This is a genomic window from Tanticharoenia sakaeratensis NBRC 103193, from assembly GCF_000963885.1.
Taxonomy (GTDB): Bacteria; Pseudomonadota; Alphaproteobacteria; order Acetobacterales; family Acetobacteraceae; genus Tanticharoenia; species Tanticharoenia sakaeratensis.
This window is the reverse complement of record NZ_BALE01000003.1, coordinates 1-15,625: the sequence shown is the minus strand read 5'-3', so window position 1 is coordinate 15,625 and position 15,625 is coordinate 1. Positions and strand designations below refer to the sequence as shown.

18 protein-coding genes and 1 tRNA gene are annotated in these 15,625 nt (G+C 65.9%); 9 read left to right on the top strand and 10 right to left on the bottom strand.

Annotated features, from left to right (window positions below; translation table 11 throughout):
• Positions 1-121: 121 nt before the first annotated feature.
• The 5 genes from B8446_RS00780 to B8446_RS00760 all read left to right on the top strand — a co-directional run bounded on the left by B8446_RS00780 (position 122) and on the right by B8446_RS00760 (position 2,764).
• Entirely contained in the window at positions 122-427 is a 306-nt protein-coding gene (locus B8446_RS00780) for an accessory factor UbiK family protein (RefSeq protein ID WP_048846357.1), read from the top strand.
• 193 nt (positions 428-620) lie between these two features.
• Positions 621-1,127, top strand: coding sequence for a type III secretion system chaperone family protein (locus B8446_RS00775; protein WP_048846217.1), 507 nt, complete (start codon positions 621-623; stop codon positions 1,125-1,127).
• Complete coding sequence (gene proC / locus B8446_RS00770) at positions 1,124-1,933, top strand: pyrroline-5-carboxylate reductase (protein ID WP_048846215.1); 810 nt, start codon at positions 1,124-1,126, stop codon at positions 1,931-1,933. The genes B8446_RS00775 and proC overlap by 4 nt, the downstream gene beginning before the upstream one ends.
• 31 nt (positions 1,934-1,964) lie before the next feature.
• On the top strand, positions 1,965-2,606 hold the full coding sequence (locus tag B8446_RS00765; RefSeq protein ID WP_048846355.1) for a TetR family transcriptional regulator: 642 nt from the start codon (positions 1,965-1,967) through the stop codon (positions 2,604-2,606).
• A gap of 83 nt (positions 2,607-2,689) precedes the next feature.
• Positions 2,690-2,764, top strand: a tRNA-Gln gene (locus B8446_RS00760).
• A gap of 74 nt (positions 2,765-2,838) precedes the next feature.
• Here B8446_RS00760 and B8446_RS00755 read toward each other — a convergent pair.
• Complete coding sequence (locus B8446_RS00755) at positions 2,839-3,108, bottom strand: HU family DNA-binding protein (protein ID WP_048846353.1); 270 nt, start codon at positions 3,106-3,108, stop codon at positions 2,839-2,841.
• 260 nt (positions 3,109-3,368) lie between these two features.
• Here B8446_RS00755 and B8446_RS00750 point away from each other — a divergent pair, with 260 nt between their 5' ends.
• A complete protein-coding gene (locus tag B8446_RS00750) occupies positions 3,369-4,160 on the top strand; it encodes a rhamnan synthesis F family protein (RefSeq protein ID WP_241767566.1) in 792 nt (263 codons plus the stop codon).
• Here B8446_RS00750 and B8446_RS00745 read toward each other — a convergent pair.
• The 8 genes from B8446_RS00745 to B8446_RS00710 form a co-directional block, all read right to left on the bottom strand.
• Positions 4,137-5,789 (bottom strand): ArnT family glycosyltransferase, encoded by a 1,653-nt coding sequence (locus B8446_RS00745; RefSeq protein WP_048846351.1) that lies wholly within the window; start codon positions 5,787-5,789, stop codon positions 4,137-4,139. The genes B8446_RS00750 and B8446_RS00745 overlap by 24 nt on opposite strands.
• Positions 5,790-5,805: 16 nt before the next feature.
• The gene (locus tag B8446_RS00740) at positions 5,806-6,576 is read right to left on the bottom strand and encodes a glycosyltransferase family 2 protein (RefSeq protein ID WP_048846212.1); all 771 of its coding nucleotides are present in this window, start codon (positions 6,574-6,576) and stop codon (positions 5,806-5,808) included.
• A gap of 32 nt (positions 6,577-6,608) precedes the next feature.
• Entirely contained in the window at positions 6,609-7,133 is a 525-nt protein-coding gene (locus B8446_RS00735; RefSeq protein ID WP_048846349.1) for a F0F1 ATP synthase subunit B family protein, read from the bottom strand.
• A gap of 36 nt (positions 7,134-7,169) precedes the next feature.
• Entirely contained in the window at positions 7,170-7,754 is a 585-nt protein-coding gene (locus B8446_RS00730; protein WP_048846210.1) for a F0F1 ATP synthase subunit B family protein, read from the bottom strand.
• Positions 7,755-7,786: 32 nt separating this feature from the next.
• Positions 7,787-8,011 (bottom strand): ATP synthase subunit C family protein, encoded by a 225-nt coding sequence (locus B8446_RS00725; RefSeq protein ID WP_048846208.1) that lies wholly within the window; start codon positions 8,009-8,011, stop codon positions 7,787-7,789.
• Between the two features lie 13 nt (positions 8,012-8,024).
• Positions 8,025-8,813: a F0F1 ATP synthase subunit A gene (locus B8446_RS00720; protein ID WP_048846206.1), complete on the bottom strand. Its 789-nt coding sequence runs from the start codon at positions 8,811-8,813 to the stop codon at positions 8,025-8,027.
• A gap of 35 nt (positions 8,814-8,848) precedes the next feature.
• Positions 8,849-9,136, bottom strand: coding sequence for an AtpZ/AtpI family protein (locus tag B8446_RS00715; RefSeq protein WP_048846204.1), 288 nt, complete (start codon positions 9,134-9,136; stop codon positions 8,849-8,851).
• A gap of 161 nt (positions 9,137-9,297) precedes the next feature.
• Entirely contained in the window at positions 9,298-11,112 is a 1,815-nt protein-coding gene (locus B8446_RS00710) for a chloride channel protein (protein WP_048846202.1), read from the bottom strand.
• Between the two features lie 224 nt (positions 11,113-11,336).
• On the opposite strand from B8446_RS00710, the gene B8446_RS00705 reads away from it, so the two are divergent.
• On the top strand, positions 11,337-12,149 hold the full coding sequence (locus B8446_RS00705) for an alpha/beta fold hydrolase (RefSeq protein WP_048846347.1): 813 nt from the start codon (positions 11,337-11,339) through the stop codon (positions 12,147-12,149).
• Positions 12,150-12,153: 4 nt separating this feature from the next.
• Here B8446_RS00705 and B8446_RS00700 read toward each other — a convergent pair whose 3' ends face one another.
• A complete protein-coding gene (locus B8446_RS00700; RefSeq protein WP_048846200.1) occupies positions 12,154-12,837 on the bottom strand; it encodes a DNA-3-methyladenine glycosylase family protein in 684 nt (227 codons plus the stop codon).
• Between the two features lie 231 nt (positions 12,838-13,068).
• On the opposite strand from B8446_RS00700, the gene B8446_RS00695 reads away from it, so the two are divergent.
• A complete protein-coding gene (locus B8446_RS00695) occupies positions 13,069-14,193 on the top strand; it encodes a TonB family protein (RefSeq protein WP_048846199.1) in 1,125 nt (374 codons plus the stop codon).
• Positions 14,194-14,230: 37 nt separating this feature from the next.
• Positions 14,231-15,550 (top strand): aryl-sulfate sulfotransferase, encoded by a 1,320-nt coding sequence (locus tag B8446_RS00690; protein ID WP_084711944.1) that lies wholly within the window; start codon positions 14,231-14,233, stop codon positions 15,548-15,550.
• The last annotated feature ends 75 nt before the right edge of the window (positions 15,551-15,625 follow it).

Genomic DNA, 15,625 nt, shown 5'->3' with positions numbered 1-15,625 from the left:
GACAAGCTATAGTGGCGTGACGGCAAGCCTCCAAGGGGCGGGGAACCCTGCCCCTGCCGGGTGTGCTATGAACGATGACAGCCGTGGGTCTTGTCCCATGGCCGATGATGGAGTGAGCGACATGACCGACCGGCCCCGTTTCTTCGACGATATCGCGGGCGTTGCCGGAGGGGCCTATTCCGCCCTCAGCGGCATGCGCGAGGAAGTCCAGGCCATGATCCGCTCGCGGATCGACGAGACGCTGGCCTCGCTCGAAGTCGTGCGCCGTGAGGAACTCGATGCGGTGCGCGAACTGGCTGCCCGCGCCCGCATGGGACAGGAAGCCGCGGAAGCCCGCATCGCGGCGCTCGAGATCCGTGTCGCGACACTCGAGGCCGCGAATGCTTCGGGTCACGCGACCGACGCGGACATGCCCGAAGCGCCGTAGGAGCAGGGTCTCGCGGTCGTTCCGCGCCACGACTTGCACGGACGAAAATCCGAACATAGGCTTGGCGTCGCGGCCGTAGCGTCCCGGTCGCTCGCGATGGACGTCAGGACCGTCGGCGATTCGCAGACATCAGGAGCGCCGCCCGGCGCCTTTTGGTGACGGGCCAGCCTCCACGACTTTTCGGGAGTCTCGCATGCCTGCCCTCACGCTCTCTTCCTCTCCCGCCGAACACACCAATCCGCTTGATCTGATGGAACAGATCGTGGGCGGATACGAATGGGCGTTCGATCGCCGGAACGATTCGGAAATGGCGGCCGAAGCGCCGGGCAAATGGTGCGACTACGGCCTTTATTTCTCCTGGTCGCGCGAGCTGTCCGGCCTGCATTTCGCCTGCACGCTGGACCTCAAGGCGCCCGCCGCCCGCAGGCGCGCCCTGTATGAACTGATCGCGCTCGCGAACGAGCGGCTGTGGATCGGCCATTTTAGTCTGGATCAGGACACCTTCACGCCCGTGTTCCGCCACGCCGTCCTGCTTCGTGGCGCAACCTCGGTCGCACAGGAAGGCTTCGAGGACATGATCGACATCGCGCTCAACGAGTGCGAACGCTTCTACCCCGCGTTCCAGTTCGTTTTGTGGGGCGGCAAAAGCCCGGCCGAAGCTCTCGAGGCAGCAATGCTGGACTGCGCCGGGGAAGCGTGAGCCCGTCTCCCTCACCGACAGGCCCCTCGGTCCTCCTCGCCGGATGCGGCAAGCTTGGCGGCGCGCTGCTTGACGGGTGGCTGCAGGCCGGTCTTGCACCTTCCGTGGTGCTCGACCGCCATCGAGCCCCCCTGCCCGCTCCGCACCGCATTGCGCGAACACCTGAGGATATTCCCGCCGATTTCCGGCCCGATCTTGTGGTGCTGGCCGTCAAGCCCGCTGCGGCGGCCTCGGTTGCCGAGGCGCTGGTGCCCTGGATCCGCAGCAGCGTCGTCCTGTCCGTCATGGCCGGACGCACCACGGCGGGCCTTGCCGAAATCTGCGGCCATGACCGTATCATCCGTGCCATGCCCAACACGCCGGCGGCTATCGGCAAGGGCATCAGCGGCATGTTCGCAGGCCCCGAGGTGCCACTGGCCGCACGCGATGCCTGCAAATGGCTTCTTCATGCCGTGGGCGCGGTTGCCGTCGTGGATCGCGAATCCGACATGGACGCCGTGACAGCTGTTTCGGGTTCCGGGCCGGCCTATGTCTTCCTGCTGGCGGAGCTTCTGGAAAAAGCGGCCATCGCCCAGGGACTCGCCCCCGATCTGGCACGAAAGCTGGCCCGGCACACAGTGTCCGGCGCGGGGGCGCTTCTCGAGGCTGACACGACGGATGCCGCCGATCTCCGGCGCGCCGTGACCTCTCCAAACGGCACGACAGCGCGGGCGTTGGACATCCTGATGCGCGACGACGCCTGGCCGCGTACCCTGAGCGATGCCGTTGCGGCTGCGACGGCCCGCGCTCGCGAACTGGCGACATGAGACGGCCTGACGGGCCTTGATCGGAAAGACGATGACCGAGACGCACGATCACGAAGATTTCGATTCGACGCTGCTGCGCGCAGCGATGGATCAGGCCGCCAACCGTGGCTGGCGTCGCCTTTCACTGGTGGACGCGGCGCGGGACGCCGGGCTGCCGCCGGATGCCGTGCGCGCACGTTTTCCGATGAAGACCGCCCTCCTGCTGCGCCTCGGCCGCATGGCCGACGAAAGTGCGCTGCGGGACGACGGAAGTGCCGGAACCCTGCGCGAGCGTCTTTTCGACCTGCTTATGCGGCGATTCGACGTGCTGCAGCATTACCGCGAGGGCGTGCGCGCCGTTCTGCACGCCCTGCCGTATGATCCGGGCCTGACCGCGTTCCTGGGATTGGCGACCCTCGATACGATGCGCTGGATGGCCGAAGCTGCAGGCGTCAACACGGATGGTCTCGGCGGGATCGTGAGGATCAATGCTCTTGTCGGCGTATGGACGCACACGCTGCGCGCCTGGGAACGCGACGACAGCCCGGATCTGTCTGCCACTATGGCAGCACTCGATCAGGCGTTGGACCGGGCGGAACGGTTCGGATTCCTGAAAGCGTCCGACCACGCAGCGTCGATCGATATGCCGGCCCATGCCGGGCTGGCCGATCTCCCGCTCGAGCCCGAAGCGTAAGAACGGCAGGGCGTGACCCGACGACGGGCTTTACGCCGCGCCCGCCGTCGGATACGAAGCCCTCGCGGATGAATGTCATCCAGTGGGGCGTAGCCAAGCGGTAAGGCAGCGGATTTTGATTCCGCCATGCGGAGGTTCGATCCCTCCCGCCCCAGCCAGATTTCCTGAAATTGCCGATGTCACCGCTGAAAATGGCCGGTCCGAGAACCGGCCATTTTCGTTACATACTGTCTCAGACAGCCTTTTTCAGGTTCGGGCTCGCCTTGAAGCGCACGGTCTTGCCCGCCTTGACCTTCACCGGTTCGCCGGTGCGGGGATTGAGAGCCTTGCGGGCCTTGGTCTTGCGCACGGTGAACGTGCCGAAGGACGGCAGCGTGAAGCCGCCTTCGCGCTTGAGTTCGAGAATGATCGCGTCCATCAGATCGGCAGCGGCCTGATTGGCGGCGACACCTGTGCAGTTGATCGAATCCTGAATAACGGCGGCGATGAATGCCTTGCTCATCGGCAAAAGTCCCATTCTACGTTTTGGTCTGTCGTCTCAAGGACCCGGCCCCGCCTCGCCCGGGACGGTATCGAAACGATATCCGCGACCCGGGGCGGTTCCGCCCCCTTTCTTCATATCGTTAGAGTAATCAGGCGACGATGGAAAACAAAACTCGCACGCTCCGACCGGTTTGTCTGTTTGCGCAGCATGGCGGCACGGGCGCTTTGCCCGCGCACACACGGTTTTTCCTCCGTCAAATCGCGCAATCGGGCTACCGGTTGCATGTTGCCCTGTCCGGACGCGACAATGACGTAAGCGCGCGCGACGGACTTGCCGATCTCGACGTCACTTTTCATCCCCGCCCCAACCTGGGCCTGGATTTCGGCGCCTGGCAGGCGCTCCTTGCGGCAGGATGCGCCGGGGATGCATCCGAGATCCTGCTGACCAATGACAGCGTCTTCGGTCCCTTCGCGCCCCTTCCACCACTTGTCGACACGATGCGCGCGCGCCAGTACGACATCTGGGGCATGGTCGAATCCCAGGCCATTACACGTCATCTACAGTCATGGTTTGTCGTTTTGACGCCGGAAGCTCTGGCACATCCCGCTCTTCAGCGTGTCTTTGCTCAACCGTTCGATGCCATGACCAAGGAAGAGATCGTGCTGCACGGCGAATTGGGTCTGGGTCTCGCCATGGCGGCCTCCGGACTTCGGATCGGCGCCTCGTGGTCAGGGCGACGGGGTCTGGCCCGGCTCCTGGCCGTCAACCCGATGCATACGGACTGGCTGACGGTCCTGCGTTCCGGCCGGGCCCCCTTCATCAAGACCGAACTTCTGCGCGACAACCCGAGCGGGATCTGGTCCGCGGCTTACTGGCGCAGATCCCTGCCGCAGGGATCGCCGTTCGATCCGTCATGGATCGAGGCGTATCTCGCGTGCAATCCGCGCCGCACGGCCACACGGCACGCAAGCCTGCGTGCCCGCATCATTCAGGCACTGGCCAGCGAGGATCGCCGGGCCGCGTTCGGCGCGCTCATGCGATCAGGGTTATTGCGCAACTGGCGCATATAGCCCCAGGTCGAGCTTATGCCCGTTGGAGTAATTGACGCCGACGATGCGGCCATACTCCACGGGCATCAGATGCTGGCGGGCCATCGCGGCACTGAAGGCGGGGCCATCCCGCCGGTCGACGAGCGCGAGTGCGCATTGGCTGTGGGCACCGAGATAGGTCGCGGCCGCGTCCGGACCGAGCAGATGGGTGCCCTGGCCGACGAGGAAGACGAGGCTCGGCTCCGAGAAGGACGTCGATACGAGCGTACTGTTCGGACATGGCTTGAAGTCGGCGAACATCGTTGCGATTCGAGGCGCCAGCCAGATCGTCTGCAGTCGCGGAATGACGGCAACGAACAGCCCGGTATGGATCACGACGGCTGCGGCAATCGCGCTCCACGCGGCACGTTCACCCTCACGTTGCCGCCACAGCCAGAATACCGCGACCACCAGGGGCACGGCGCCGACGACAGCCAGCAATGCGCGGGGCGACATGATGTGCTCGATGCGCCACAGCAACACAGGCCCCGCCACGCAGAACGCAAGTCCGGCCACTGCTCCGACAGCCAGATAAACGCCGATCAGCAGACGCGCCCATCGTTGCCGCGCGACCTGCCACGGCCATGTGCAGAGTGCTGCCGCCGTCAGGATTGCGATCGCCGGATAGGTGGGCAGAACGTAGTGCGGCAGCTTCGTCGCAATCAGTTCGAACACAAGCCAGTGGGGCACGATCCAGGACAGCAGAAAACGCACTTCGGGGCGATCGCGCCGCGTCCATACGGCCGGCGCGGCCCAGGCGGCAAACGCCGCCCCCGGCCAGAACGCGATCGCGAAGACCAGCAGGTGAAATCCCGGCGGCGAACCATGCGCCTGCTGCCCGTGTCCGATCTTCCCGAGAAAATTGGTGCCAACCGCGCGCGAGAAGAACGTTCCATGACTGACGACGTCAATCGCTACGCACCACGGCAGAACGACAGCCAGCGCCAACAGCCAGCCCCAGGCCGGACGAAGATTGTGCCACCAGCGACGATCGCGGTCCCAGGCCCACAGCATCAGCGGCGTCAGCAGGCCCGGAATCAGGATGACCGGGCCCTTCAGCATCATGCCGCAGCCCATACCGATCCAGTAGGCAAGCGCCCATCCGATCGGCGTCGTCTTCCAGGCACGTCCGTCGCGATAGGCACGCCACAAGGCAATCTGCACGACCATGACGGCCAGCAGCAGCGTTGAATCGATGGTGGCCATCCGGCCTTCGGCTGTCAGCAGCGTGGACGCATCCAGCAGTCCCGCTGCCAGCAACCCGGCACGCGCCCCGAACAGAGAAGCGCCGAGCCAGGCGGTCAGCGTGATGGCAAGTGTGGCCGCAATCAGGGACGGAACCCGATATGGCCATGCTGTTCGAACAGGGCCGCCCTTGAGCACGGCGACCGAGACCGCCTCCAGCCAGTAGATCCCGGCTGGCTGCAGATACCGTGGCTGGTCGAGAAAGCGGACGTCCACGAAATCGTGGGACGTCAGCATCTGCGCTGTCGCCTCCATATAACGTGGCTCATCACGGTCCAGCGGCGGCAGGCTGGCACGCCCGGGCAGCAGGGTCGCAAACGCAATCAGAGCGATGGCGAGATAATGGCGCGCTGTGAGACGAATCATGGGGCCGAGGGCCACCTTACCGTTCCGAAACCGACCGCGGCAGGTGCGTGCGATTCTGAAGCCACATCACGCCGAGCAGATCGCGAATGCCAACCAGCGCGCGATTCAGGTTCGTGTATTTCGAAGTTCCATGCAGTCGCGGGCGATGACGCACCTCGATGCAGATCAGGCTTGCACCATAATGGCCGAGCAGCGCCGGCAGAAACCGGTGCACACCCTCGAACTGCGGGATACGCAAGAAGTCCGCGCGCGAGAACAGCTTCATCGGCGCCCCGGTGTCGGGGCATCCATCACGCAGAAGGCGCCGGCGCAGACCGTTCGCAAAACGCGTAGCGATCCGCCGTGACAGGCGATCGCGCCGCTTGCGGCGAACTCCGACCACGAGCGGCGCAACGCCCTCGGGACTGGCCTCGGCACGAGCCACCATGGCGACGAACGCCTTGGGATCGTCCTGTCCGTCACCATCCATGGTCGCCATCCAGCGGCCGCGGGCATGTTCGGCACCGGTCCTCAGAGCCGCCGACTTGCCGAGACGGCGGTCGTGCGCAACGATTCGGAGGTTCGGCAAGCCTTTGGCCCGCGCGGCCCTAAGAGCCGCAATCGTGCCGTCCGTGCTCCCGTCATCAACGAACAGGATTTCGGTATCGGGAAGTTCGGGAAGGCAGGCTGCAAGCTCGTCGCACACCGAGGCGATATTCTCGGCCTCGTTGACAACGGCGATCACCACTGAAAGCACAGGTGTGGCCGCAGGGGCCGCTCCGGCGCTTGTCGGAGTTCCGGCAGCCACACTCGTGTTTGTCTGGGAAGTCAAATCCACGCTCAGGCGGCGCGCGCCTGCGTCGCGCGGGTGAGAGCGCCAGGGAGAGCCGACAGGGCATCATCGATCAGGACATCCGCATCACGGCGCCCGACAGGCTGATTGCCTTCGAGATGATGTGCAAGGACGTCGCGCGTTGCCTGAACTGCGATCTCGGCCGCCAGATCCTGCACCTCGCGCACAGCAGCGCGTTCCGCGGCAGCAATCCGGTCGCGAGCCATCTGCTCGCGACGCGCGGCCACGGCTTCCGCCTCGCGGCGCGCGGCTGCGGCAATGGACGCTGCTTCCTCGCGCGAACGTTCGATCATTTCCCGTGCTTCAGCCAGGGCCTGTTCCCGCTCCCGGGTCGCGGCCTCAAGCATCTGCTCGGCTTCCCGACGAAGCCGGCCGGCTTCATCCAGGTCCCGCCGGACACCCTCTGCACGCTCGTCGAGCACCTTGGTGATCGCTGCCCAGAGCTTGCGCCCGAAGAGCAGGAAGAACACGACAAACGCGACGGCGGACCAGAAGCGCGGTTCGTCAAACAGGCTGTGCGAAACCATCATGTCTCTCCTGCGCGTGCCTTAGAGACCGTGGCGCGCGGCATTGGCCGCCACCGCCTGTCCAACGTCCTGCCCCTCGGCCTGATGTCCAAGCAGACGGTCCACCAGCGCACGGGCCGTGTCGGACGCGGCTTCACGCAGCGTGCCGAGTGCCTGGGTGCGCGATGCCTCGATCCGGGTTTCAGCTTCGGCAATTTGCGCCTCAAGCCGCGCATTCATCTCGTGAGTCTGGGCCTCGGCAGCAGCACGTGCTTCCGCGACCACTTTCGAGACGTTGGCCTGCGCCTCGACAGCCGCATCGTGCCGTGCACGACGCAAATCCTCGACAGCCGCATCGGCGTCCTGCTTTGCCCGCCGGGCAATCTCGAGGTCACCCTCGATCCGCCCCCGGCGATGCGCCAGCACGCGCGCCACCGCGGGCAACGCGGAACGGCTGAGCACGACATAGAAAACCGCGAAGATGATCGCACCCCAGACCACCTGCCCAAGCAGCAGGGGGTTGTCGAACTGCAGCTGCGGCATGCCCGCGGCGTGCGCCGCCGGTGCAAACGTCGCCACGGTCAGGGCCGCGGCCGCGCGGTTCATCGGGATGCGGGACATAGCCATGCGTCTGGTATTTCCGGCCGGTACCTGCTGGATCAGGCGAACAGGATCAGGAAGGCGATCAGCAGCGCGAAGAGTGCCACCGCTTCCGTCAGCGCGAAGCCGAGCATGCCGAGTGCGAACACGTGCGGGCGGGCCGCCGGGTTGCGGGCGATCGAGCTCACCAGTGTCGAGAAGATGTTACCAAGGCCAATGCCGACGCCGGCCAGGGCGATGACAGCAATACCGGCGCCGATTTCACGAGCGGCTTGGACGTCCATTGTGATGCAATCCTTACGCGGAGACAGGGTTATGGGCGGTATCGTCGTCGTGGTCATCGACGACAGCTTCCCGCAGATAGATGCAGGTGAGGATGGCGAACACATACGCCTGAAGAACCCCAACCAGCAATTCGAGCGCCGTCAGCGCGACGTTGATCGCGATCGGCGCCACCGCCAGAACATGACCGACGAGACCGAGGCCTCCCAGCATGATCGTGAAGCCGGCGAACACCTCGAACAGCACGTGACCGGCCATCATGTTCGCAAAAAGCCGGATCGACAGGCTGACCGGACGCGACAGATAGGACAGGATCTCGATCGGCACGATGAGCGGCGCCATCAGTAGCGGCGCGCCCTCGGGCATGAAATGCGCGAAGAACTTCAGTCCCTGGCGACGCAGCGATGCCGCGATCGCCACCGCGAAAACGAGCAGCGCCAGCGAGAACGTGACGATGATGTGGCTCGTAAACGTGAAGGAGAACGGGATCAGGCCGAGGTAATTGCCGGCCAGGATGAAGAAGAACAGCGCGAACACGAAGGGGAAGAACGCGGCCCCGCCGGGGCCCATCGTATCAATCGCCATGTCGTGAATGAAATCGTAGGAAAGCTCGGCTGCGGCCTGCAGTCGGCCGGGCACGACGGCCGCCGGGCGCATCCCGAGATAGAGAAAAGCCAGCACGATCACGACGGCGATGATCATGAACAGGGGGGACTGGCTGAAGCGCAAGGTCTCTCCGACCTGCCCCAGAACCGGATGCAGCTCGAACTGGCCGAGCGCGTCAATCGTAGATCCGGCTGCCAAGTCGGCACTCCCCAAGCATCATTGCCTACACGTCGTCAGTTCGGTCCGGCTTTCGAGGCGAAGCGCCAGACGTTCATGACGCCGGCCACCCCGCCAAGCAGCGAGAACGTCACCAGAAACAGCGGCCGGTGTCCAAGCCAGCGATCCAGCCCATAGCCGATCGCCACTCCCACCACCAGCGCCGAGACAAGCTCGGTTCCCAGACGGAACACAAGACCAAGAGCCGTGAAATCCTGCCGCGAGAGGCCATCCGACCCCTTGCGTCCCGCATTTCCACCCGTTTCCGAGAGACTACTCACTCCCGCCCGACGTTCGGCCGTCATCAGCCGTTCCTCGAAGCTGGACTGAGAAGCCTGCGTCCCCGGCCGGTCTCTGGGCCCGTTCTCCGCCACGATCCTCAGCACTCCCGACGGCTCCCGAAACGAAAGCCCCTTGGTGCAGGCGCTTGCTACCGGCGCCATCGCGCAGTGTCAAGCAACACACACTATGATTGGACAGGCGTCACGTACGCACTCTGAACGGGGCCATCCTGCGCGCCCTCGCCCGCCAAAGCGCGGCGGGTGCGATCCAGTTCCTCGGCATAGCGCCTGAGCGTGTGCTGTTCGCTGAGCATCCCCACCACGCGGCGGCGTTCCGCATCGTCGACGACCGCCAGCGCATCGGCTTCCGCCCGCTCGAATGTCGTCACGGCTTCCCGCACGTTCATCTGTGGCGTCAGCATCACATCCTCGTAATGCGCAAGTGTCGAGACCGGTGCATCGGGAGACGATCCGGGCGCATGAAGATCGGAGACCGTGAGGATTCCGGCATATCGGCTTTCTGCCGCAACGAGCACGACGCGCGGCACCGAGCCCAGGGGAAAGACCGCGCGGGCGCGGGCAATCGTGGTGTCGCGCGGCAGCAGGCTGGGGGCGCCGCGCATCATGCGACGAACATTGAGCGAGCGCATCCAGCCGACGTCCACGGCCGACCGGATCGTCTCGCCCCGCAGGTGAAAGCGCCAGGTCGCAAACGAATAGCCGAAGAGCCGGCGGGTCACGAGCTGCGACAGGACGCATGCCAGAAGGGCTGCAACCGTCAGTCTCGTATCCCCGGTCAGTTCGAGCGTGAGGACGATCATGGTCATCGGACTGCCAATGACGGCGACCGCCATCGCGTTCATCCCGATCAGCGCACAGGACGCCGGCGACAGTCCGCCGATCCCGATGGCCTGAAGGCCGTCGCCGAAAATCGCTCCTGCCAGCACGCCCAGATAAAGAGACGCAAAAAAGAGCCCGCCACGAAATCCCGATCCGATCGAGACACACGACGCGACCGATTTGAGCAGCAGCAGCGCCAGCGCCCACCGGATCGTCAGTCCCCCGTCGAACACGACGCGCATTGCCGAATGACCGGCCGAGAGTACCGATGGAGACGCCAGTGCCAGAATGCCCACCATCAGCCCGCCGACAGCAGGACGCAGCCACGCCGGCTTCACCAGACGCCTGAACCACGATTCGGTCACGGTCACGCAATACATGATCCCGATCGCGACCAGCGCTGAGCCGATCGCCAGCACCACGACCGGCGCGACGGCTTCCAGCGTCAGCGGATCACCCAGGGGAACCGAAACGGCGGGCGCCACGCCACCGAGCAGACGCTGCACACCCACGGCCGCAACGGCCGCAATGGCAACGGGCGACAGACGCGCCAGCGAGTACGTGCCCAGCACCAGCTCGAACGCATAGAACGCGCCCGTCACCGGACCGCCGAACGCAGCCCCGATCGCTCCGCCCGCCCCGCATGCAACCAGGATCCGCAGATCTTCCCGCCGAACACGAAATACCCGCCCGAACCACGAGGCGAAGGCCGAACTGATCTGCGTGAAACCGGCTTCCAGGCCGATCGAGGCACCGGCGGAATTCGAGATGATGGTCTGGGTCGCGACGATCAGACTGTCGCGCACGGACATGCGTCCGCCATGCAGGGCATTGGCCTCGATCGGATCGATGGGACGGCTGGGCAGGATCCGGGCCACCAGGACGCCGAACAGGCCGAGCACCAGCCCGCCCAGAGGCGGCACGATCAACAGACGCTCCGGCGGCACCCAGTCCAGTCCGGACAGGCGCCCCCCGTTGCCGATCGCAAAGAAGACCTCATGGGCGAACAGCGTCACCCGCGTCATCACGACGACACACAGTCCCGCAAGAGCACCGATGAAACCGGCCAGGACCGTCAGCCAGATCTCGTCCGCACGAACCAGTGCGCGCAGGCGACGCGGCGCATGCAGGATCCGGGCACGGCGATCGCGCCCGGACATCGGGCCCGAAGGCATGTCAGGCCGCTCGGCATCAGTCGTTCGGACCTGGGAGAGAGGCGGTGTGATCGGATACTCCCGGATTGACCATGGCTTGCATCGCGGACACGCCGCTTTATGTGATCCTAGCCGCCCGCGCCGATCGCCACAACGACGGGGCCGTGCGGCACTGCCATGACGCCTGCCGGCTTCGGACAGCCGGCAACCGAAGGGAGACAGGCGCCGTCGTGCTTCTGCATGTGATTGAACGCGGACCGGACGTACCCGTCGACGCGCCCGGCGGAACACCCGGCGCGCGCCCTCCGTCGACGCCCGTCGTCTTCCTCCACGGCCTGTTCGGTCGCGCGCGGAATCTCGGCTTCCTGCAACGTCAGGCGGCCCGCACGCGCCGCACGCTGGCGCTCGACCTGCGCGGACATGGCGACAGCCCGCACGGACCGATCGACTATCCGGGGCTCGCGGCCGACGTTATCGAGACACTGGCGCATCATAACGCCCTGCCCGCCACGATCATCGGGCATTCCATGGGCGGCAAGACGGCAATGATCGTGGCGCTGACCCATCCCGAGGCCGTCAGCGGACTTCTGATTGCCGACATGGCACCGGCGCGGACCGGCCATGGCCAGTCCGATTTCGCACGCGCGATGCTGGGGCTCCGGTTTCCTCCATCGATGGACCGTGCGCAGGCGGCGGCCCTGCTCGAGCCGCTCGTTCCCGGACGGGCCGTGCGTGACCTGATGCTGCAGAATGTCCGCCTCGGCGACGAGCCGGGGTGGTCGATCGCGATGCCGCAGATCGTCGATGCGCTGATCAACATCGAGAACTGGCCCTACATTCCCGAAGGTCATGTCTATCCGGGGCCGACGCTGTTCGTCAGCGGCGGTCAGTCGCCCTATGTGCGGCCGGAACACCGCCCGGTCATGCGCCAGCTTTTCCCGAACAGCCGGGCGATGCGAATCGAGGAAGCCGGACACTGGCTGCATGTCGAGGAACCGCGAAAGTTCTCGGCGATCATGAACGCGTTTCTTACCGAGAACTGATCCCTCAGCCGGTCAGGGGATTAACGTCCGCTGCCTTCTTCCCTTCTTCCGACGCGCGCCAGCAGTACCAGGCCAGGGCCGAACGCCAGGGCGAGAACATGGCCGTCTCCAGCCCGAGCGCCTTCGGCCGTACGGGCGCGTCATAGCCCTTGATGCGCCGCCATCCTTCCCGCACGCCGAAATCGTCCACCGGCATCACGTCCGGGCGCCCGAGCGTGAACATCAGCAGCATCTCGACGGTCCAGCGACCGACACCGCGCAACGTCACGAGCTTCCGGACGATCGTCTCGTCATCGAGTTCGTCAGCTTCGGCACGACTCGGCACGCGCCCGTCGAGCCTCGCCTCGGCGACCCCGCGCATCGCCACGATCTTGGCTCCCGAAAGACCGCAGCCGCGCAGGGTCTGCTCGTCATGGGCCAGCAACTCGGCGGGGCCGGGAATCCGGTCTTCCGTCAGCGCGCACAGACGTCCGAAGATGGCACGTGCGGCACGACCGTGGAGCTGCTGTCCGGCGATGGCGCGAAGCAACGCCTCGTAGGGCTCCAGACCGTCATCGCCGCGCAGGCGACAGGGCCCGATCCGTTCGATCGCCGCCCAGACGTCGGCGTCGAGCGCGAAGGCAGTGCGGAGATCGTCAAGCGACGGCGCGATCAGGCGTCCGGGCGCGGGAGGGTCTTCTACGGGCATTGCGGCATCCGAAAACAGGCGTTCTGCGTGTCGTTTACATCACGTAACGCGATAGCGGCCGGACAACGTTGCGGTTTGCCCAACCCTCCCCTTGCGTATGATGTGCTTTGACACGCATAACCTGTTTTCATTGTTCCAATAGTCCCGCTCGCGGCGATGCTCCGCTGCGATGTGCCCTGGCGTCTTGGCGAGCGAGAGCGACCTGATCTTGCCGACTGCGGTCGACCTTTCATGAGCGCGGTCCGCAAGCCGCAGGAACCCAAGGCACGGCGCGAGCCGGTGCTGTATGCGCCCGTACGCCATATCGCCCGGCCGCAGCCCGCTCTGCCGGGCGGTCGCGAACGACTCGACACCACCTTTGTCCCGCGTCCCGAATCCTGCCCGCGCCTTCGCTCGGTCACGACTTCCATGGTGCGGCCGCAGACGATCGAGGAGCCGGGCATTCTGGCCGTGCTCGCGGTCTCGTCCGTGCTGCACGTCCTGCTGCTGCTCGCTCTGATCTGGGCCAGCGCGCATCATGCGCACGGCACGCCCCAGGGCGAACCGGGCCCGCCGGTCGACATGGTGTTCGACACGCCGCCATCGCGAAGCGGCATGCGCGGGCCGCGTTCGCAGGATCAGGGCGGTGGCGCCAGCCCGCCCAAGGCCACCGAACAGACGCAGAGCGACCAGAACCAGAACGAGACCCAGAGCGAAAGCCGCCCGACGCCGGCTGCTCCCACGCCCGAGACGCCCAGCGCGCCGCCCGTGCCGCAGGCGCCGTCGGCCGAGCTGCCGCAGCCGACGCCCGAACAGCGGCCCGTCACACCTGCGACCCCGCAGTCCGGGCGCGGCACGCAGTCCACCACCCATGCCCATCATGGTGCGCGCAGACGCTCGCAGGTCGCGAGCAACAACCCGTTCGCGAACATGATGGACCTCTCGTTCGACCAGTCACCGGCCCCGACGCGCCGTCGCCACGGGCGCGCCGGCGGTTCCGGCGGGCCGATCGACATGTCGCTCGGCCCCCTGGTCAGCAACGGTCAGATCAACGCGCCCTACCAGACGCGCAACTCCGTCCGCGGCGTCTCCGACGACTATGGCGAAGAGATCGACCGCTGGATTCGCGCGCACATGTATTACCCCGAAGACGCGGCGCGGAACGGCGAGGAAGGCCCCTCTTCCGTTCATGTCGTCCTCGATCGCTCGGGCCACGTGAAGTCGGTGCGCATGACCGGCCAGTCCGGCTCCTACTCGCTGGACGCCGCGACCACCGGCATGTTCCAGGGCGCGACCCTGCCGCCGGTGCCGCCGGACATGAAGGGCGACCACTTCGATATCGATCTGACGATCGATTACATCCTGATCCGGCACTGAGGGTCGGATCGCTCGCACAAGGGAGGCCCTTCAGGACATGAAGGACACGATGTTCGGACTGCGCTCGACAGCATTGGCGGCGGCCTTGGTAATCGCAGGAGCCGCCCATGCCGAACCGAGCGTCTATCCGACGGGTGTCACCATCGACCGGCCGGGCAAGACCTTCGATACGTTCACCGTCTTCAGCGCGCCTGACGGCCGCACCCATGTGATCGACATGGCCGGGCATGACATCCACCAGTGGCCGCATCCCGGTCTGCCGGGGGCGATCATCGACCCGAAGCTCACGGGTGGTGCCAGAGGGCATGTTCTGCTGCAGACGGCCGCCATCAGCGGCATGGCGCCCGGGATGGCCAACAATCAGAGTGCTGCCGAATTCGACTGGGACGGCCACGCGATGCGGCAATGGGGCACGGCGGGCACGCCCCTGCGGCAGAACCACGACTGGGCCAGACTCCCCAACGGCGACACGTTGCTGCTGGTCGCCGTTCCGCACCGGATCGCAGCCCTTGCCAATCATTTCGTCTATGATCAGGCGATCGAGGACAGGGCGCCGGATGGCCATGTCGTCTGGCGCTGGACCGCAGGCGATCATCTGGCGGAGTTCGGCTTTTCGACCTCCGGCATGGCAGCCCTGACGGATGCCACCGCGACCGGGACGCCCGATCCGTGGGGCTATCTCGAAATCAACGACATGCAGCCGCTCGGGCCCAATCGCTGGTTCGATGCCGGTGACACGCGGTTCGCGCCCGACAACATCATGATCGATACCCGCAAGGGGAACGTCGTCCTGATCATCGACCGCCGGACCGGGCATGTGGTCTGGCGCATGGGGCCGGATTTCGGCGAGCCCGCGCGCGATGCCGACCGGCGCATCACGCACGACATGCTCCCGCGTCCCGTCGATCAACTCTCGGGCCAGCATGACGCGCATCTGATCCCGCAAGGCCTGCCCGGCGCCGGCGATCTGCTGCTGTTCGACGATCAGGGCCCTGCGGGTTTCCCCCGGGTGCCGCTGGGCGTCTATGGCGGGTCGCGCGTTCTCGAGATCAATCCGACGACGCGGCAGATCGTATGGGATTACACCGCCCTGAAATCGGGCCTGCCGCCCTGGACGTTCTTCAGCTCGTTCGTCAGCAGCGCGCAGCGCCTGCCCAACGGCAACACGCTAATCGACGAAGGCATGAACGGGCGCATCTTCCAGATCACCCCATCAGGCGAAATCGTCTGGGAATACATGAGCCCCTATCGGGGCCCCATGACCTTCGGCGGCGCCCGCGTGACGGCGGCGCTGATCTATCGTGCGCAGGCCGTGCCTGCCTCCTGGCTGCCGGGATCGCCAAAACCCCGCCCCTGAGACCCGGACACGGCGCCGGTCAGGAACGCGAGACCGGCCCCCATGCATCGGCCGGCCGATGCATGGGGGCCGGTG